The sequence below is a fragment of the Microbacterium terrisoli genome (assembly GCF_030866805.1).
Lineage (GTDB): Bacteria > Actinomycetota > Actinomycetes > Actinomycetales > Microbacteriaceae > Microbacterium > Microbacterium terrisoli.
The window spans coordinates 2,870,459-2,888,105 of sequence record NZ_CP133019.1 but is presented as its reverse complement, the minus strand read 5'-3'; the positions used below and the strand labels follow the sequence as shown (position 1 = coordinate 2,888,105).

Here is a 17,647-nt window from a genome sequence, read left to right as displayed (position 1 = left end):
AGCGCCCGGCGTAGGATCGACAGAACCCGAACCGCCGCTCGTTTCAGCAAGGATGCCGATGCCCGCCGATCCCCCCGTCGTTGCGCGCGCTGAGACCGCTCCCCGCCGCCTCCGCGCGCCGTTGACCGCACGCACATGGACCGTCGTCATCGTCTTGGGGCTGGTCGGCCAGCTCGCGTGGACGGTCGAGAACATGTACCTCAACGTGTTCGTGTACGACACGATCTCGACCGATCCGAACGTCATCGCCGTGCTCGTGGCATCCTCGGCCGTCGCGGCCACCCTCGCCACGATGCTCATCGGAGCCGCCTCCGACCGCGTGCGGCGGCGCCGGCCGTTCATCGCGGTCGGCTACGTGCTGTGGGGCGTCACGACGGCGCTGTTCGGCTTCGTGCAGACTCCCGGAGGAGTGGATGCCGCACAGGGCGTGGGACTGGCGATCGTGGCGATCGTGCTCCTGGACTGCATCATGTCGTTCTTCGGCTCGGGTGCGAACGACGCCGCGTTCAACGCGTGGGTGACCGAGTCGACGGTGCCGGCCAACCGCGGGCGGGTCGACGGCGTGCTCGCGATCATGCCGCTGATGGGCATGCTGATCGTCTTCGGGGCATTGGACGGACTCTCCCGCGACGGGCAGTGGATGCTGTTCTTCGCAATCGTGGGTGCAGCCACCGCCGTGGTGGGGGTGATCGCGTGGTTCCTCGTGCGCGAGCCCGATGAGCAGCGCACTCCGCCGGACGGGTACTTCGCCGCCGTGGTCCACGGACTCACGCCGGCCACCGTGCGCGCAAACCCCCGGCTGTACATCCTGCTGGCGGCATGGGCGGTGCTCGGCACCAGCACCCAGGTGTTCATCCCGTACCTGATCATCTACATCCAGCGCTATCTGCGCATCGAGGGCTACGCGATCGTGCTGGCGAGCGTGTTGATCCTGGCCGCGGTGATGAGCGTCCTCGGCGGCCGGGTGATCGACCGCGTGGGCAAGACCCGGGCGATCATCCCGGCCACCGCGATCATGGTCGTAGGTCTTGTGGGCATGTTCTTCGTGCGCGACATGCTGCCGGTGATCGTGTTCGGCACGATCATGATGGGCGGCTTCATGCTGTCGGTCGCGGCGCTGTCGGCCAGCGTGCGCGATGTCACCCCGGTCGACCGGGTCGGCATGGTGCAGGGTCTGCGGATGATCGCGATGGTGCTGATCCCGATGGTCGCCGGGCCCTTCATCGGCGCGTGGGTCATCGTCGGGGCGAACCAGACCTACACCGACCTCGGCGTGGTCAAGCAGGTGCCGACGCCATGGATCTTCGTCGCCGCGGCCGTGGTGGCCGTGCTCGTCGTGATCCCGGTGCTGCTGCTGCGCCGGGCGCCGCTGCCCGAGCCCGGCGAGCCTGCTCCTGCGCGAGAGTCCGACGCGGAGGATGCCACAGCGTGACGATGATGACCTCGTGGGGCGAGGCGCTCGATCCCTCGGCGCCCCTGCCGGAATACCCCCGTCCACAGCTCGAACGCGACCGCTGGCAGAACCTCAACGGGCCGTGGCAGTATGCGATCACACCGCTGGCGGCCGATGCGGCAGCCGACCCGCTCGCCGTCGCCGACCCGGCAGATCCGCCTGCCGCATGGGACGGCTCGATCATCGTCCCGTTCTCGCCCGAGACGGTGCTCTCGACGGTGCAGAGGATGCTGGTGCCCGGCCAGACGCTCTGGTACCGACGCTCGTGGCGCCTGACGCATCAGCCCGTCGGAGATGAGCGCGTGCTGCTGCACCTGGGAGCGGTCGACCAGTCCTGCCGGATAGCGGTGGACGGCGTGGAGGTGGGAGCCGCCGGTGCTGGCGGCGCACCGGCTGCCCACGTTGGCCACACCGGCGGTTACCTGCCCATCACGGTCGATGTCACCGACGCGCTCGCGCCGGGCGAACAGCACGAGATCGTCGTCGCCGTCCGTGACGTCACCGACACGTCGTGGCTCGCCCGCGGCAAGCAGTCCCGCGGCCGGGGCGGCATCTGGTACACGCCGCAGTCCGGCATCTGGCAGACGGTGTGGACCGAGACCGTGCCGCGCATCGCCGTCGACGCGGTGTGCCTCACGCCGCAGCTCGGCTCGGCTGTCGTCGGCGCTGTCGATGGTGCTGTCGGCGCCGGCGCCGGTGCCGACAGCGGCGTGGGTGACTCCGCCGTCGTGGTCGAGATCGACAGCACCGGCGCAGACACCGCGGCCACGGCATCCCTCACCATCCGCGCGGACGGCGAGACCGTGGCCATCGCTGACGTGCCGGTGGGGGTGCCCACCCGCGTCGACCTCGGCCCGGTGCGACCGTGGTCGCCCGAAGACCCGTTCCTGTACGACGTCGATATCGCCCTCGGCGAGGACCGGGTGCGCTCGTACGTCGGCATGCGCTCGCTCGGAGTGGGGCACGACGAGCGCGGCAATCCGCGCCTGCTGCTGAACGGACGACCGTACCTGCCGGTGGGGCTGCTCGATCAGGGTTACTGGCCCGACGGCGGATACACCGCACCGTCGGATCAGGCGCTGCAGTCCGACATCCTGCTGGCCAAGCGCCTGGGCTACACGATGCTGCGCAAGCACATCAAGGTCGAACCCCTGCGCTGGTATCACCACTGCGACCGCATCGGCATGCTCGTCTGGCAGGACGCCGTCAACGGCGGCACGACCTACCGGCCGCGCGTGATCATGGCGCCCGCCCTGGGGGCCCCGTCGACGCGTGACGACCGATATGCGGCGTTCGGGCGCGCGTCGGCACGCGGACGCGAACGCTTCGAGGCCGAGCTGAAGGAGCTGATCGATCACCTGCGCGGTGTCACCAGCATCGTGCTGTGGGTGCCGTTCAACGAAGGCTGGGGCCAATTCGACGCCGCACGGATCGCCGAACTGGTCCGCCGGTGGGATGCCACCCGCCCCGTCGACCATGCGAGCGGATGGCACGACCAGGGGGCCGGCGATCTGCAGAGCAGGCACGTCTACTTCCGGGCGGTGCGGGTGCCGCGCCGTCGCGACGATCGGGTGCTGGCGCTGACCGAGTACGGAGGCTACAGCCTGGCGGTCCCGGGACGCACGTGGGGTTCGCATCGGTTCGGCTACCGCCGCTACCGCACCCGCGAGCGGCTGCAGGCAGCGTTCGAGCGGCTGCATGAGCGCGAGATCATTCCGGCGGTGCAGGCGGGACTGGCCGCCCTCGTCTACACACAGCTGACGGATGTCGAAGACGAAGACAATGGGCTCGTGACCTACGACCGGCGCTTCGTGAAGGTCGACGAAGCCGCGGTGCGGCGGATGAACGACCGTCTGCGCGCCGCTGCCCGAGACGACGCTGCCCGAGAGGACGCTGCCCGAGACGACGCTGCCCGAGAGGATGATCCGGCATGGATGCGCGAGAGCTGACCGCGCCCGTCCCGCTCACCGGGCCCGACGGCACGCTCAATCCGGACGCGGTGGGCTGGGCGCGGCATCCCCTCGTCGAAACCGGCGGGATCGGACGTCGGGTCAACGACACCGGTCGGGTGGTGAGCTGGGGGCGCAACAAGCGCTGGGAGTACTGGAACATCATCACCCCCACCCATGTGCTCGCGGCCACGGTGTCATCGATCGACTACGCCGCCGTGCACGAGGTGTGGGTGCTCGAGCGTCCGACGCGGTTCGAGATCGCGAAGGCGGCGACGGTGATCCCGGCCCGGGGCGTCGAGCTGCCGCCGCGGCTGGATGCCGGCCCTGCCCGCGCCCGGGCGAAGGACCTCGAGATCGACATCGACCCGCTCGGCCCACTCGTCGAAGGCGCAGCCGGACGCGTGCGTCTGCGCGCCCGCATCCCTCGGGCACGGTTCGACGTCACGATCACCCGCCCCGCCGGCCATGAGTGTCTGGCGGCGGTGGTGCCGTGGAGCGAGAAGCGCTTTCAGTACACCGTGAAGGATGTCGCGCTCCCCGCGGCCGGAACCGTCACGATCGACGGAGTCGTGCATGAGGTGCCGGCCGGAGAATCATGGGCGGTGCTCGACCACGGGCGCGGCCGCTGGCCGTACGACGTGCGCTGGAACTGGGGCGCGGGCTCGGGCATCTCGCGTGGGCGCACGATCGGCCTGCAGGTGGGCGGGCAGTGGACCCGAGGCACCGGGCAGACCGAGAACGGGCTCGTGATCGACGGCGTGCTGCACAAGATCCACACGGAGCTGGACTGGGACTACGACCCGGCCGACTTCCTGCGGCCGTGGCGCATCAGCGGCGGCGGGCTGGAGGCATCCTTCACCCCGCTCTACGACAAGACCTCCGGAACCGATCTCGTCGTCCTCTCCAGCCGTACGCACCAGCTCTTCGGTAGCTGGGCCGGTTCGCTGACCGTGCCGAACGGTGATGTCGTCGCCTTCGACGGCATCGACGGGTGGGCCGAAGACGTGCACAACCGCTGGTGACGTCGGGCGTCCGCCCGCTCAGCCGGCCGGCGCGCTGCCGTCGTCGAGCGAGCCGCGCAGCTTGTCGGTCAGCGCCTTCAGGGTCGCCAACTCGGCATCGTCCAGCGCGGACATGTGCTCGGCGATCGTGCGGGCGTGCTGGGCCGCCAGGGCCCGGAATGCCGCGGCACCCCGGTCGGTCGCACGCACGAGCGACCCGCGACCGTCATCGGGGTCGGCGCACTTGGACAGCAGCTCTTGGGAGACCATCCGATCGACCAGCCGCGAGACGCTGGGCTGGCTGATCAGCATGTTGGCGGTGACGTCGCGCAATCGCGCGGTCATCTCGGGTGCGCGGGCCACGGTGAGCAGGACGTCATACTCCGCCTGAGTGAGTCGGGCTTCGGAGAAGTCGCCGCTGATCCGGTCGAAGACGTCGTGCTGTGCGCGGAACAGACTCTCCCACGCAGCCACGGCGAGGCGACGATCGGTCATCGCACCAGCGTAGCCGGACAATAGGCTGGTCAACGATGCGCACTCTCCGTAGGACTCTGCTCGCACTGGTCGTGGCCGTCGCGGCATCCGTCATCCCGATGCTGCTGGCCGCCGACGCCGCTGCGGCCGCACCGGCCACGCACGTGCTGCGCGCCTCCGTGTCATCCGCCGACGTCGCGGGCGCCGAGCCCCTGCCCGCCGGCGACCGCGCCCGCGCCGGCGTCGACGATTTCTCGTTCCAGAGCATGCACGCCGACTACACGCTCGGGCGCGACAAGGACGGGGCGAGCACGCTGCGGGTCGTCGAGACGTTCGTCGCGCTGTTTCCCGACACCGATCAGAACCACGGCATGCGCCGCAGCATCCCCGACACCTACAACGGTCAGCCGCTGGAGCCGCACCTGGTCTCGGTCACCGACGGGAACGGCGCGCCGCGCCCGGCAGAGGTCGATCACGACGACGGCACGTTCACCGTCACCTCTCGTGCGCCCGGCTTCGTGCACGGCGCTCAGACCTACGTGTTCACCTACACCCTGCGGCACGTCACGTGGGCATTTGCCGACACCGACGCCGACGAGTTCTACTGGGACGTCAACGGCGTCGACTGGCGGCAGCCGTTCGGCTCGGTGACTGCCACGCTGCACGTTCCGGCCGATCTCGCAGCCGAGATGACCGGCGCGCAGAGCTGCTATCAGGGTGCCCAGGGCACGAGCCAGGCGTGCCGCATCACCGCGGGTACGGCCGCGGACGGCGGGCAGGTCGTGACCGCGTCGGCGCAGAGCGTCGGCCCTCGGCAGACGATGACGATGGCCGTCGCATTTCGACAGGGCACGTTCACGCCGTTCGACCCGTCGTTCCTCGCCTCGCCGTGGGGGTGGGTGCAGGGGGTCGCCGGCCTCGGCGCGATCGCCGCGCTGGTGACGGCGGTGTTCACCCGGTCACGAAGGCTGAAGGATGCCGCGGGCCGCCCCACGATCATCGCCGAATACACTCCGCCCGAGTCAATCGACGCACTGATCGCCGCGGTGATGCGTCGCGCGACGTCGAAGGCGGTGCCGGCCGAGGTGCTCGAGCAGGCAGTGGGCGGCAGCATCCGGATCATCGAGGGCGAGAAGCGCCTGTTCGGTGCGCACAAGATGCAGGCCGAGCTCGTGGACCGCAGCAAGGCGATCGATGAAGACGGCCGCATGCTGCTGCGTGGATTGTTCGGTGAGGATGCCGCACCCGGCGCGGTGTTCGCGTTCGGAGGTTCGAACTCGCGTTTCGCCAAAGCGGGACAGAAGATGCTGCGCTGGGGTGCCGCGCAGCTGTCGCAGCGCGGGCTGCGGCGCACGGTGCCGGCGAGAACACGGGCGGTGCCCATTCTGCTGGCGTCGGTCTTCTTCGCGGTGGCATTGATCGCCGGTGTCGTGGCGTTGGCCTCATATGTCAGTGCGGTGATCCCGGTGATCGTCATGATGCTGGCCACTGCGGTGTTCGTCACAGCCGTCATGCTGATCTCGCGCAAGCCGCTGACGGCTGCCGGCGCCGAGGTGCGCGACCACCTGGAAGGGCTGAAGCTGTTCATCGAATGGGCCGAAGCGGACCGCATCCGCATGCTGCAGTCGCCGTCGGGCGCTGAGCGTGTGCGGGTGGACGTGAACGACTCGCGCCAGATGATCCGCCTGTACGAGAAGCTGCTGCCGTATGCGGTCGTGTTCGGACAAGAGAAGGAATGGTCCGAGCGGCTGGCCGCGATGTACCCCGCAGGCCAGACACCGTATTGGTATGCCGGCACAGCGGGTTTCAACGCCGCGACGTTCGCCGCCGGCGTCGGTTCGCTCTCGTCTGCCGCTGCGTCCTCGTCATCGACTTCGGGCGGCTCGAGCGGCGGCGGCTCCGCCGGCGGTGGTGGCGGCGGTGGCGGAGGCGGCGGGGTCTGACAGCATGCCCAGGCGACTGGCCTCATCCCGGCGTCGTTCGTCGCGCCCGGCTGCGCGCTCTTCCCGCGCCGCCGTCGAAGGCGCGTCGGATTCCGTCGCGTGCGCGGTGCAGTGATCCTGGATGCCGTCGCCAGCGGCGGTTCGGGTCGATCGTGGACGGCGCGCGTACTTCCGGCACCCCACCGACCATACGGATCTGCCATCCGCTCGTCTCGATCGTGCGGTGGTGCCACCAGCACAGGGGAACCCCGTTGTCGACGTGCGTGCGGCCGCCCTCCGCGTACGGGACGACATGATGGATTTCGCACCACGAAGCCGGGATGTGGCATCCGGGAATGATGCACTCCCCGTCGCGGTCGACTTCGTCGGCGCCGATCGTGACCAGCAGTGTCGGCGGCAGGCCGCCCAGAGTGGGGGAGTCCGCGGACCGCGCAGCGACACCGAGGATCGTGGCGAGGATGTCGTGGCGGCGCTGCGCGCGCGTGCGTGGGTCTGCCTGCTGGGCGTCGCCGTGCTCACCTGCACGGTCGCGGAACGCGACACCGGCATCCTGCGTGCGGTCTTCCACCCGCGGATTCTCATATGCGTCGAACAGTCGCTCGAGCTGAGCTGCAACCTCCGGCAGCAGCGCCCCGCTGATCGGAACGAGATCATCGTGCTTGCGTCCCAGCCGCAGGAATCGGCGACGTGCAGCGCGCTCGTCGTCGGGAACAGGGCCGTCGGGGTCGAGCACCAGCAGCCACACCTTCGCCTGCAGCCGGGTGTCATCCGCGCTGCACGGCGGTGCTCCGTCGGGTGAGGTGTCGGTGGCGGCGGCGACCAGCTCCCGTTCTGCCGCAGCCAGCAGTGCAGGATCGCAGCGGTCGGCGACCGGAGACAGCGTGCTGACGATCGCGGCCACAGTGTCGGCGCCGATCGTGCCGGCGGCAAGCGCGGTGCGGATCGCGGGGAACTGCGCCGGCAGCGGCGTTCCGGTCAGTGTCGTACGCGTGGCCACGGCGTGTGCGTGTCGAATCCGTCCGCGGGCGCTCGCCGAAGCGATGCAGGTCAGCCGGGTGAGCAGGTCGGAGGCGTTCATACAGCCCTGACGTGCCGACAGCCGTTGTTCGCCCCGTTCGGGGCGCGACCGTTCAGCGATCTCGCCGGCGGAAGTGATGCGCATGGCGTCGACCCGCCGCCCCAGCGACTCGGTCACGCGCGTGAGAGTGACAAGCTCGGCATCCGTCATCCCTCGCGACACATCGCCGTCGATGGCTTCTCGCGCGCACGCGGCCAGCGTCTGATCAAGGCGCGTGAGCGTCGTGATCAGGTCTGCCGGTGCTGTGTGCATACCTCCATCATGGTGTGGACCTCCGACATCGAGTCCCGCACGTTTCCCAGGTCACAGTGTATTTCTGTGGATAACTCCACTGCTACCCGACCTGTGGAGGAGGCTCCGCCGGTGAGATCGTCCCCAGACACGGTAAGAGCCGGTCGGAGAGGCTCCCGACCGGCTCTTTCCCTTGCACCAAGAGTGTCCTGCAATCACATGTCGGCAGCTGCCACAGCAAAACAACTACCGTGCGATCACTATATAACGAGAAGATAACGGAAGCTAGCGTTTGTCGTTATCTTTTTGTGATTTCTTTTTCATGGCCCGATCTGACATGCGTCTGCGTCTGGTGAAGGCGCACGCCGGGCGCTCTGTCGCGGGCGCGGCGCAAGGCCCCGCGTCCCTCGTCGCCGATCGCTCCCGACGTAGGCTGTGCGCGTGTCTGCCTCGTCGAAGTGGGTGCGCGAACTCACGCGCCAGCAGCGCCTGCCCGTGCCGTGGGCGAGGATGCTGCGGGTCGCGGTGGCCGTGGCGGTGCCGGTGTCGATCGGCGCGGTCATCGGCCAGCTCGGGCTCGGGCTGCTGTGTTCGATCGGTGCGCTGGGCGGCAGTCTCGCCGATGCCGAAGGCACCGTCCGCTTTCGGATCGTGCGGGTCGCGGGGGCGACCACGGGTGGCTTCATCGGGTTCGTCGTCGGCGGTCTGGTCTTCGGGCACCCGGCGTGGACCGCGGCATCCGTCGTCATCGGCGGGCTCGTCGCCGGCGTCGTGAGCGTGCAGGGGGCGGTCGCCTCGGTCGCCGCCCTCCAGTTCCTGCTGTACCTGATCGTGGCCTCCGGCGCCGACTTCGGACCGGTTCCGCCCTGGCTGCCGTCGGTGGGATACGTGGCCGGGTCGGCGTGGGCGCTGATGCTGGCCCTGATCGAGAGCGCTGGATCGTCGCGGGACCCCGGGCGGGACACCGTCGCCGACGTGTACGCGAAGCTGTCGGATTACATGGCGGCGTGCGGCGGGCCCGGCACCGCCGGAGGGCCCGCAGCCTCCAGTGCCGTCGACGCGCGCAGCCGACTGACTGTCGCGATGAACAAGGCGTACGACACCGTCCAGACCTCGCGGGCGCACGTGGGCGGCAGCGACCGGCATATCCGTCGTCAGGCCGCGTTCCTCAACGCCGCCACGCCGGTGATCGAGGCCACGACGGCGCGCGCCGTGCATGATCAGCCGGTTCCCTCGTCGGTGGTCGCGTGGGTGGCCGCGCTCGCCGACCGCATCCGGCGCACCGAACCGCCGCGCACCGATGACGACCTGCCGGTCCCGCTGCTGGCCGGGGCCGACTGGCGTGATCTCGCCGAGGGGCTGGAAGCCGTCGATGAACTGGCACGGCACACCGCGCACTCGGCAGTGCCCGCAGTCACAGGTCCCTCGCCGGTCACCCGCGCGATGCGGCTGCCGGGCGCAGTGGTGCCGCGCGTGACGGTCCGCAGCCGCATCGGCGCTGTGTGGGACACCGTCGCGGGCGGTCCCGAGACATGGATGCCGATCCTTCGGCTCGTGCTGTGCCTGGCCACCGGCGAGCTGGTCGTGGGCCTGAGCTCTGCCGAGCGTCCGTATTGGATCGTCATGACGATCGCGGTGACGCTCAAGCCCGACTACGGCAGCGTCTTCGCCCGCGCGGTGCAGCGCGGCGTGGGAACGGTCGTCGGGGTGCTGATCGGCAGCGCCCTGCTCGCGCTGTCTCCCGGTGCTGTCGTGCCGCTGGTGGGGATCGCGGTGTTCGCCGCGCTCGTGCCGTTCGCGCAGCGGCGCAACTACGGCCTGTTCACGACGTTTCTGACCCCCGTGATCGTGCTGCTGCTGGACCTGGGCGCCGGCGGCGGTTTCGAACTGGTGATCAGCCGGGTCGCCGACACGGCGATCGGGTGCGCGATCGTGCTGATCGTGGGTTATCTGCCGTGGCCCGACACCTGGCGCTCGCGGCTGCGGTTCGGCCCGCGCATCGCCCGGGCGGCCTCGGCGCTGGCCGCCTACATCCGCATCGGGTTGGGAGCGGCCCCCGGCACGCGCCAGGCAGTGCGCCGCGAAGCCTACCGGCAGCTCTCAGATCTGCGCACGGCGCTGCAGCAGGCGCTGAGCGAGCCGCCGCCGGTCAGCAGCACGGCGGCCGGGTGGTGGCCCGTGATCGTGACGCTCGAACGCGCCGTCGATGCGACCACCGCGATCATCGTGCAGCAGGGCGCCGACGAGGGGGAGGGCGCTGCCGCCGGCGATCCGCCTGCGATCGACCCCGTCGCCGTGGAGCAGCTGGCCCGTGCCGCCGAAGCGATCGGTGAGGCCGCCCGCGACCGTGGGGTCGCCGCCGCCCCGCCGCTGCCGCGCGACGTGCGGCTCGAGCCGCTGACCGCCGAACTGCGTGCGGGCCAGGCGGTGCTGCGGCATCTCACCCGCCCGCCGGAGTGAGCTCAGCACCCGCCCGCCGGAGTGAGCTCAGCGCGCTCCGACGAGCTGCTGCAGGTGCTCGTGCATGTCGGCCATGCCGTCGTTGCGGATGCGGGGATCGGTCGAATCTCCCGTGCGGACCACATCGTCGAGGTAGCGACGATCGGCGTTCAGTCGCCGGCGGGCATCGGTGCCGACGGTGCCGTGACCGGGGATGACGAGCTCAGCCTGCGCCGCGAACGGGGCGAGCACATCGAGCGCCGCGAGGTAAGACGCGAGGTCGTCGGGAAAGAACGGCAGCGGCAGCTCGATGTCGCTGAGCATGTCGCCGGCGATCAGCACCCGCTGACGGGGCAGCCACAGGGCGGTGTGCCCGGGCGCGTGGCCGTCGTGCACGATCAGCTCGATCTCGAACCCCGCAGGGATGGAGTCGTCGGGCAGCACGTCGGTCACTGCACCTATCCGCCCCATCAGCTCGACGAGGTCGGGCGGAAAGCCTGCGCCGAGCGCGTCGACCAACCCGTCTCGTTCCGTGCGCGCGAGTTCTGCCGTGCGCGGCGAGGCCCACCGTGGGGCTGCGGCCCAGCGCGGGTGCCACAGCAGGTGATCGTGATGCGCGTGGGTGCTGAAACCGCCGATGACGGTCAGGTCGCGGGCGTCCAGCTCGTCGGCGATGTGCTCGAGCTCGTCAGGCTGCCAGCCCGGATCGACCAGCAGCGCGTGGGTCCGGTCTGCGAGCACCGTCGAGTTGGTCAGCATCCGACGGCTCGTGAAGACGGTGATGCCGGGCGCGATCTCTCGCGCGGTGTTCGATGTCATGGTCGCTCCGTGCCGGGGTGCGCTCAGCGGACGGGGACCGGACCGGCAAGTGCGAGCAGCCCCGCGATCGCTGTGTCGACGGTGCGTTCGGCGGCCGACTGCACGGTTGCCTCGGGCAGCTGCCGCAGAGGCCCGCGCAACCACAGGCGCGCGAATCCGTGCACGGCCGACCAGCACGGCCACTCGGCACCGATGCGGTCTTCGGCCGAGAGATCGCCATCGACGACCAGGGCGTCCAGCGCAGCGGTGAGGGCGATCAGTGGTGAGGGCAAGGGGGTGGGAGGCGCAGACGCTGCGGCAGTGGATGCTGCGGGGAGGGCCGTGATCGTCGCGAACGCGGTCTCGAACCAGCCGGGCTCTTCCCGGGCGAAGGCGATGTAGCCGAGACCCACCGCGCGCAGCCGGTCGCGGCCGGTCGCAGCATCCGGCTCGAACGCGCTCATGCGCTCGGCCATCGCGTCGCGGATCCGTTCGCTGACCGCGGTGGCCAGCGCGTCGCGGTCGGAGAAGTGCCGGTAGGCGGCGCTCGCTGAGACACCCACCTGCCGTGTGGCATCCCTCAGCGTCAGCGCGTTCTCGCCGCCCGTGCGGGCCAGCTCGAGCGCGGCATCGATGAGTGCCTCACGCAGATTTCCGTGGTGATAGTGATCACTCACTGGCTCCGGCATCCATCCCCCTTGACTCTTGACCCGCGCCGCGAAATGTGTACGCTGTCAACATACCATGTGAACGTCGTCAACATGATTTTGGAGGACCTCATGGCCACTGCATTGCCTCCCGTCGTCGACACCGAGACCTGGCGTGCCCAGCTTGCCGCCCTGCGCGTGCGCGAGAAGGCCGCCACGCGCGAGCTCGACGCGATCGCCGCCCAGCGCCGGCGGCTGCCGATGGTCAAGCTTCCCGACTATGTGCTCGAGGGGGAGGACGGTCCGGTGCGCCTGGCCGACATCTTCGAGGGCAGGTCGCAGCTGATCACCTACCACCACATGTGGGAGGCCGGTGCCGAATGGCAGTGCGGCGGGTGCACGGGGTTCACTGCTCAGTACACGCGGCTCGAGTTCTTGGACAACTACGACGCGCGGTTCGTCGTGGTCACGCAGGGCGAGATCGGCGAGGCGCTGGCGTACCGCGACAAGACCGGCAATCGCATGCAGTGGTATTCGACGTACGGCAGCACGTTCGGCGCCGACATGGATGCTCCCGCCGACGGCGGCGGCTTCGCCGTGAACGTGTTCCTGCGCGACGGCGACGACGTCTACCGCACGTGGCACACGAACGGGCGCGGCACCGAGATCCTCACCCACACGTTCCCGATGATCGACATCCTGCCGTACGGACGCCGCGAGGAGTGGCAGGACGTTCCCGACGGCTGGCCGCAGGACGGTCCCGCCGGCGCCGGCTGGGGCACGGCGCAGGATGTCGCCCTCGCCTACGGTCCCGGCTCGGGGCATCAGGACTGACCGGCCGACCTGCTGGCCGGCCGACTGTCGCCGCGGCGGGCCCGCCGAACGCGCCCCGGGGAGGATCTGCCTAATGTGGAGACATGCAGACCACCCCGGGGCCGCTCGATGACGCCGCGATCCCCGCGTACCTTCGCGCCCTCGATGTGCCGGGCATCGCCGACGTGCACGTGCATTTCATGCCGCAGAACGTGCTCGACAAGGTCTGGGCGTTCTTCGATCGGATCGGCGACGATGACGGCCGTGCGTCGTGGGGCATCGCCTACCGCACCGCAGAACCCGAGCGCGTCGCGACCCTCGAGCGGCTGGGCGTGATCGCCTATCCGACCCTGAACTACGCCCACCGCCCGGGCATGGCCGCGTGGCTGAACGCCTACTCGCACGACTTCGCCGACGCCCACCCGCAGGCCGTGCCGTCGGGCACGTTCTACGCCGAGCCGTCCGCCACCGCCGATACCGAGGCCGCCCTGGCGTACGGTGCGCGGATCTTCAAGATCCACGTGCAGGTGGGGGAGTTCGCCCCGGACGATCCGATCCTCGACGGCGCGTGGTCGGCGCTCGAACGCGCGCGGGTGCCGGCGGTCGTCCACTGCGGCTCCGGTCCGCACCGCGGCAGGCACACCGGCCCGGAGCCGATCGCGGCGCTCTTGCGGCGGCATCCCGACCTGAGCCTGATCATCGCGCACGGTGGCATGCCCGAGTACGCGGCGTTCACCGACCTCGTCGAGCAGTACGCCGGGGTGTGCCTGGATACGACCATGGTCTGCACCGATTATGCGCGTGCCCTCGCGCCGGTTCCGGATGCGGTGCTCGCGCGCTGGCAGCGCCTGCCTGACAAGATCGTGCTGGGCACGGATTTTCCGAACATCCCCTACCCGTACGCGCACCAGATCAGGGTGCTGGCCGACCTCGGGTTCGGCGACGACTGGATGCGGGCGGTGCTGTGGCGCAACGGTGCGCGGCTCATGCGCGTGCCGGCGCCGTGATCGGCAGAGCACACGCGCGATCCGCGCCCGGCGATCTGGGCCACCGATCCGCGCCCGACGCGTCGAATCGACGGGAGGATGGACACATGGGAATGACCGCTCTTGAGAATGTGGATGCACTCGTGGCCGTCGAGCCGGGCCAGCGTACGGCGCAGCTGGCGCTGTCGGCAGACGGGGCACGGGTCGTCGTCTTCGCCTTCGACACCGGCGCTGAGCTGACCGAGCACAGCGCACCCGGCCCGATTCTGGTCCAGGCACTCGAAGGGCGCCTGGAGTTCACGGCCGAGGACGTCACGAAAGAGCTGGTGCCCGGCGGTCTGCTGCACCTGGATGCGCGCATTCCCCATTCGGTGCGGGCGCTCGAACCGTCGAAGATGATGCTGACGATCATCCACTAGCGCCCCCCGTCGTGCACGGGTGCGCATTTGCCGAGCCTCGCACGGAGTGGTGAGATCGAATCATGGTGACCCAGCAGATCGTGGCCCCGCCCGCCCGGGCCGCGATATTCCTCGTGCTCACCATCGCTCCGGGTGGCCATGCGCGGGTGCGCGACGCGCTCACCGAGATCTCGGGGCTGTCACGATCGGTGTCGTTCCGCCGCGGCGAAGACGGGCTGAACTGCGTCGTCGGGATCGGCGCCGACGCGTGGGACCGGCTGTTCGACCGGCCCCGGCCCGCCCTCCTGCACCCGTTCGTTCCGCTGCGCGGCCCGCGGCATGCGGCCCCGGCCACGCCCGGCGACCTGCTCGTGCACCTGCGGGCGGCGCAGCTGGACGTGTGCTTCGAGTTGGCGCGACTGATCACCGACCGGCTGGGCTCGGCGGTGAGGGTGGTCGACGAGGTGCACGGCTTCCGCTACTTCGACGAGCGCGATCTGCTCGGCTTCGTCGACGGCACCGAGAATCCCGAGGGGGATGCTGCCACCGCGGCAGTGCTCATCGGCGACGAAGATCCCGCCTATGCGGGTGGCAGCTACGTCATCGTGCAGAAATACGTGCACGACCTGGCCGGTTGGGCGGCGCTGTCGGCCGAGGAGCAGGAGCGCGCGTTCGGTCGCACCAAGCTCGACGACGTCGAGATGTCCGATGACATCAAGCCCGACAACTCCCACATCGCGTTGACCGTGATCGAAGGCCCCGACGGCACCGAGCGGCAGATCCTGCGCGACAACATGCCGTTCGGCAGCATCGCGGCGGGGGAGTTCGGCACCTACTTCATCGGCTACGCCGCCGACGTGCGGGTGACCGAGCAGATGCTGCGCAACATGTTCCTCGGCACCGACGCCGCGGCATACGACCGCATCCTCGATTTCTCCACCGCGCTGACCGGGTCGCTCTACTTCGTGCCGACGATCGACTTGCTCGACGACCCGGCTTGGGGAGCCGCTGCGGACAGCCGGGCATCCGGCAGCCAGGAGTCCGGCAACGTTCAGGACGAAGCATCCATCGCCCCAGAGGGCAGCCTGCACATCGGCGGGCTGAAAGCACACTGATTCAGAAGGGCACGACATGGACAACCTGCATCGCGCACTCGCGCCGATCTCGGAGGCGGCTTGGGACCAGATCGCCGAAGAGGCGGACCGCACCTTCCGTGCACGCATCGCCGGGCGTCGGGTCGTGGATGTTCCGGATGCCGCGGGTCCGACGCTGTCGGCCGTGGGAACCGGGCACGTCTTGCCCATCGATGCGCCCGCAGCCGGGGTGCGGGCGCAGCGGCGCCAGGTGCTGCCGCTGGTGGAGCTGCGCGTGCCGTTCACGGTCACCCGTGCGGCCGTCGACGACGTGGAGCGGGGAGCGGAGGATTCGGACTGGCAGCCGGTGAAGGATGCCGCGGAGCAGCTGGCGACCGCGGAGGATCGGATCGTGTTCGCGGGTGCGGCCGGCATGACCGGCATGGGGCCGGCCGGCTCGAACGAGCACGTGGCCCTGCCCGCCGACGTGCAGGATATGCCGGCCGCCGTGGCCCACGCGCTGACGGCGCTGCGCATCGCCGGGGTCGCCGGCCCCTATGCGCTGCTGCTGTCCAGCGACCTGTACACAGCCGCGACCGAGTCGGTCGATCACGGCTACCCGGTGATCGGACACCTCGAGCGCATCGTCGGCGACGGCGGGAGCATCGTGTTCGCACCTGCCCTGACCGGGGCGCTGCTGGTGACGCTGCGCGGCGGCGACTACACGCTGCAGCTCGGTCAGGACGTCTCGATCGGGTACCTCTCGCACGACGAGGAGAGCGTGACGCTGTATCTGCAGGAGTCGCTGGCGTTCATGGTCAACACGTCCGAGGCGAGCGTCGTCATCGGCTGATCGAGCGCACCGCGGTGCCCGTGGCGCGGTCGTACGGCGTGCGGCCTGCACCGACGAACAGCGACACGATCCAGGCGATCGGCAGCAGGTACGCGGCCGCGGTGAGCACCCAGACCCACGCCGGCGGCTGCGCTTGGACCGAGGTGGCGACGATCTCATAGACCGCGGAGTGGCCGATCAGCCACGGCAGCGCGATCTTCAGCGCATTGCGGCCGAGGGCTCGCGCGAATCCGATGCGGGCGCCGGCGCTGTCTGTCACCCGCAGGTGAAGCGCCCGCTTGCCGATCGTCGCCGCATGCCGACTGGACTCGAGTCCGGCGAAAGCGAGCGTGACCGGCACGACGAGCACGATCGCCGAGAGAAGATTGCCCCACACGGTCGTCAGTGCGTGCAGGTCGCCGGTCAGGGAGAACGGCACCGCTACGGCAGCCAGGATGCCGGCCCACACGAGGATGAGGCACCAATCGATCACCCAGGCGGCCAGGCGCTTCCCAGGGTGGCGATGCGCGGTCATCGTTCTCCCGCGAAGTCATCGGCCGCCTGCGCGACCAGGGCCATCATCTCGGGGCCACCGTGGCCCTCGGACTCGACGATGTGCAATCGGCTGCCGGGCCACGCCCGGTGCAGACGCCAGGCGGCGACCGCAGGCCCGCTCACGTCGTGCCGGCCGTGGATGAGTACCCCGGGGATGCCCGCGAGCTCGCCCGCGCGGTCCAGGATCCGATCGGGGCCCGCGAGGAATCCGTCGTGCGCCCAGTAGTGGGTGACCAGCGTGGCGAACACCGCGCGGGTGGCGGCGTCCTCGTGCAGCGGCGTGGGGGACGGCGTCGCAGAGTGCAGAGGGTCCAGTGACACGTGCGTCGACTCCCAGGCATCCCACCCGTCCGCAGCGCGGGCGCGCGTCTCCGGGTCGGGATCGCGCAGCAGTCGCGCGTACGCCTCGACGACGCGCTCGCCGGCTCGGCGCACAGACGCAAACTGCTCCCACGCCTCGGGGAAGACGGCCCCGACGGTCTCGGTGATCCAGTCGACCTCTTCGCGACTGGTCGTGGTCACCGCGGCCACGATCACCTCGGTGACCCGGTCGGGATGGGCCAGCGCGTAGGCGAGGGCCAGGGTCGACCCCCACGACACGCCGTAGACCAGCCAGCGCTCGATGCCCAGGTGCTCGCGCACCGCCTCGATGTCGGCGATCAGCGCGCTCGTCGTGTTCTCGTCGAGATGCTCGAGGTCATCGATCACCAGCGGGCGACTACGCCCGCAGCCGCGCTGCTCGATGCCGACGATGCGGAACGCCGTCGGGTCGAACAGCCGGCGGTAGCCCCCGCGGCCGAGACCTCCGCCCGGACCGCCGTGCAGGTAGAGCGCCGGGCGACCCTCGGGATCGCCCGATTGCTCCCAATAGATCTCGGCGCCGCCGGGGCGGCGGATCCACCCGTGGGCGTGGGGCTCGATCGACGGATGCACGAACGCGAGCCTAGCGTCCCGCCGAGAGCGTATGGGTTCGC

16 protein-coding genes are annotated in these 17,647 nt (G+C 70.1%); 10 read left to right on the top strand and 6 right to left on the bottom strand.

Translation table 11 applies throughout. The features are described 5' to 3' along the window. The first annotated feature begins 58 nt into the window (after positions 1-58). The 3 genes from QU603_RS13085 to QU603_RS13075 are packed head-to-tail and all read left to right on the top strand — an operon-like array spanning position 59 to position 4,427. Complete coding sequence (locus QU603_RS13085; RefSeq protein WP_308491816.1) at positions 59-1,432, top strand: MFS transporter; 1,374 nt, start codon at positions 59-61, stop codon at positions 1,430-1,432. 2 nt (positions 1,433-1,434) lie between these two features. After that, positions 1,435-3,402 carry a glycoside hydrolase family 2 protein gene (locus QU603_RS13080; protein WP_308494022.1) on the top strand — a complete coding sequence of 656 codons (1,968 nt, stop codon included), beginning with the start codon at positions 1,435-1,437 and terminating at the stop codon, positions 3,400-3,402. Further along, positions 3,384-4,427: a DUF2804 domain-containing protein gene (locus tag QU603_RS13075; RefSeq protein ID WP_308491815.1), complete on the top strand. Its 1,044-nt coding sequence runs from the start codon at positions 3,384-3,386 to the stop codon at positions 4,425-4,427. Before QU603_RS13080 ends, QU603_RS13075 begins: the two co-directional genes overlap by 19 nt. An 18-nt stretch (positions 4,428-4,445) precedes the next feature. Here QU603_RS13075 and QU603_RS13070 read toward each other — a convergent pair whose 3' ends face one another. Further along, on the bottom strand, positions 4,446-4,901 hold the full coding sequence (locus tag QU603_RS13070) for a MarR family winged helix-turn-helix transcriptional regulator (RefSeq protein ID WP_308491814.1): 456 nt from the start codon (positions 4,899-4,901) through the stop codon (positions 4,446-4,448). Between the two features lie 35 nt (positions 4,902-4,936). On the opposite strand from QU603_RS13070, the gene QU603_RS13065 reads away from it, so the two are divergent. After that, the gene (locus QU603_RS13065) at positions 4,937-6,823 is read left to right on the top strand and encodes a DUF2207 domain-containing protein (protein ID WP_308491813.1); all 1,887 of its coding nucleotides are present in this window, start codon (positions 4,937-4,939) and stop codon (positions 6,821-6,823) included. Between the two features lie 22 nt (positions 6,824-6,845). Here QU603_RS13065 and QU603_RS13060 read toward each other — a convergent pair whose 3' ends face one another. Then, positions 6,846-8,153, bottom strand: a complete 1,308-nt coding sequence (locus tag QU603_RS13060; protein WP_308491812.1) for an HNH endonuclease signature motif containing protein — start codon at positions 8,151-8,153, stop codon at positions 6,846-6,848. A gap of 420 nt (positions 8,154-8,573) precedes the next feature. Here QU603_RS13060 and QU603_RS13055 point away from each other — a divergent pair, with 420 nt between their 5' ends. Next, positions 8,574-10,592 (top strand): FUSC family protein, encoded by a 2,019-nt coding sequence (locus QU603_RS13055; RefSeq protein WP_308491811.1) that lies wholly within the window; start codon positions 8,574-8,576, stop codon positions 10,590-10,592. A 27-nt stretch (positions 10,593-10,619) separates the two neighbouring features. Here QU603_RS13055 and QU603_RS13050 read toward each other — a convergent pair whose 3' ends face one another. After that, positions 10,620-11,390 (bottom strand): MBL fold metallo-hydrolase, encoded by a 771-nt coding sequence (locus QU603_RS13050; protein WP_308491810.1) that lies wholly within the window; start codon positions 11,388-11,390, stop codon positions 10,620-10,622. 23 nt (positions 11,391-11,413) lie between these two features. Then, positions 11,414-12,058 (bottom strand): TetR/AcrR family transcriptional regulator, encoded by a 645-nt coding sequence (locus QU603_RS13045; RefSeq protein WP_308491809.1) that lies wholly within the window; start codon positions 12,056-12,058, stop codon positions 11,414-11,416. A 90-nt stretch (positions 12,059-12,148) separates the two neighbouring features. Between QU603_RS13045 and QU603_RS13040 the strand changes: the two genes are divergently transcribed. The 5 genes from QU603_RS13040 (at position 12,149) to QU603_RS13020 (ending at position 16,139) form a co-directional block, all read left to right on the top strand. Further along, positions 12,149-12,850 (top strand): DUF899 domain-containing protein, encoded by a 702-nt coding sequence (locus tag QU603_RS13040; RefSeq protein WP_308491808.1) that lies wholly within the window; start codon positions 12,149-12,151, stop codon positions 12,848-12,850. Between the two features lie 83 nt (positions 12,851-12,933). Continuing rightward, on the top strand, positions 12,934-13,836 hold the full coding sequence (locus QU603_RS13035) for an amidohydrolase family protein (protein WP_308491807.1): 903 nt from the start codon (positions 12,934-12,936) through the stop codon (positions 13,834-13,836). 92 nt (positions 13,837-13,928) lie between these two features. Then, positions 13,929-14,234 carry a cupin domain-containing protein gene (locus QU603_RS13030; RefSeq protein ID WP_308491806.1) on the top strand — a complete coding sequence of 102 codons (306 nt, stop codon included), beginning with the start codon at positions 13,929-13,931 and terminating at the stop codon, positions 14,232-14,234. Between the two features lie 62 nt (positions 14,235-14,296). Continuing rightward, positions 14,297-15,328 carry a Dyp-type peroxidase gene (locus tag QU603_RS13025; protein WP_308491805.1) on the top strand — a complete coding sequence of 344 codons (1,032 nt, stop codon included), beginning with the start codon at positions 14,297-14,299 and terminating at the stop codon, positions 15,326-15,328. Between the two features lie 16 nt (positions 15,329-15,344). Beyond that, positions 15,345-16,139, top strand: coding sequence for a family 1 encapsulin nanocompartment shell protein (locus tag QU603_RS13020; protein WP_308491804.1), 795 nt, complete (start codon positions 15,345-15,347; stop codon positions 16,137-16,139). Here the strand turns inward: QU603_RS13020 and QU603_RS13015 are convergent. Then, positions 16,129-16,653 (bottom strand): RDD family protein, encoded by a 525-nt coding sequence (locus tag QU603_RS13015; RefSeq protein WP_308491803.1) that lies wholly within the window; start codon positions 16,651-16,653, stop codon positions 16,129-16,131. The genes QU603_RS13020 and QU603_RS13015 overlap by 11 nt on opposite strands. Continuing rightward, a complete protein-coding gene (pip, locus tag QU603_RS13010) occupies positions 16,650-17,606 on the bottom strand; it encodes a prolyl aminopeptidase (RefSeq protein ID WP_308491802.1) in 957 nt (318 codons plus the stop codon). Before pip ends, QU603_RS13015 begins: the two co-directional genes overlap by 4 nt. Positions 17,607-17,647: the final 41 nt, after the last annotated feature.

Bases quoted from the DNA above. Each gene is read 5' to 3' on its own strand.
- QU603_RS13085 (WP_308491816.1), top strand. From the start codon at position 59: ATGCCCGCCGATCCCCCCGTCGTTGCGCGCGCTGAGACCGCTCCCCGC.
- QU603_RS13080 (WP_308494022.1), top strand. From the start codon at position 1,435: ATGATGACCTCGTGGGGCGAGGCGCTCGATCCCTCGGCGCCCCTGCCG.
- QU603_RS13075 (WP_308491815.1), top strand. From the start codon at position 3,384: ATGGATGCGCGAGAGCTGACCGCGCCCGTCCCGCTCACCGGGCCCGAC.
- QU603_RS13070 (WP_308491814.1), bottom strand. From the start codon at position 4,901: ATGACCGATCGTCGCCTCGCCGTGGCTGCGTGGGAGAGTCTGTTCCGC.
- QU603_RS13065 (WP_308491813.1), top strand. From the start codon at position 4,937: ATGCGCACTCTCCGTAGGACTCTGCTCGCACTGGTCGTGGCCGTCGCG.
- QU603_RS13060 (WP_308491812.1), bottom strand. From the start codon at position 8,153: ATGCACACAGCACCGGCAGACCTGATCACGACGCTCACGCGCCTTGAT.
- QU603_RS13050 (WP_308491810.1), bottom strand. From the start codon at position 11,390: ATGACATCGAACACCGCGCGAGAGATCGCGCCCGGCATCACCGTCTTC.
- QU603_RS13045 (WP_308491809.1), bottom strand. From the start codon at position 12,058: ATGCCGGAGCCAGTGAGTGATCACTATCACCACGGAAATCTGCGTGAG.
- QU603_RS13040 (WP_308491808.1), top strand. From the start codon at position 12,149: ATGGCCACTGCATTGCCTCCCGTCGTCGACACCGAGACCTGGCGTGCC.
- QU603_RS13035 (WP_308491807.1), top strand. From the start codon at position 12,934: ATGCAGACCACCCCGGGGCCGCTCGATGACGCCGCGATCCCCGCGTAC.
- QU603_RS13030 (WP_308491806.1), top strand. From the start codon at position 13,929: ATGACCGCTCTTGAGAATGTGGATGCACTCGTGGCCGTCGAGCCGGGC.
- QU603_RS13025 (WP_308491805.1), top strand. From the start codon at position 14,297: ATGGTGACCCAGCAGATCGTGGCCCCGCCCGCCCGGGCCGCGATATTC.
- QU603_RS13020 (WP_308491804.1), top strand. From the start codon at position 15,345: ATGGACAACCTGCATCGCGCACTCGCGCCGATCTCGGAGGCGGCTTGG.
- QU603_RS13015 (WP_308491803.1), bottom strand. From the start codon at position 16,653: ATGACCGCGCATCGCCACCCTGGGAAGCGCCTGGCCGCCTGGGTGATC.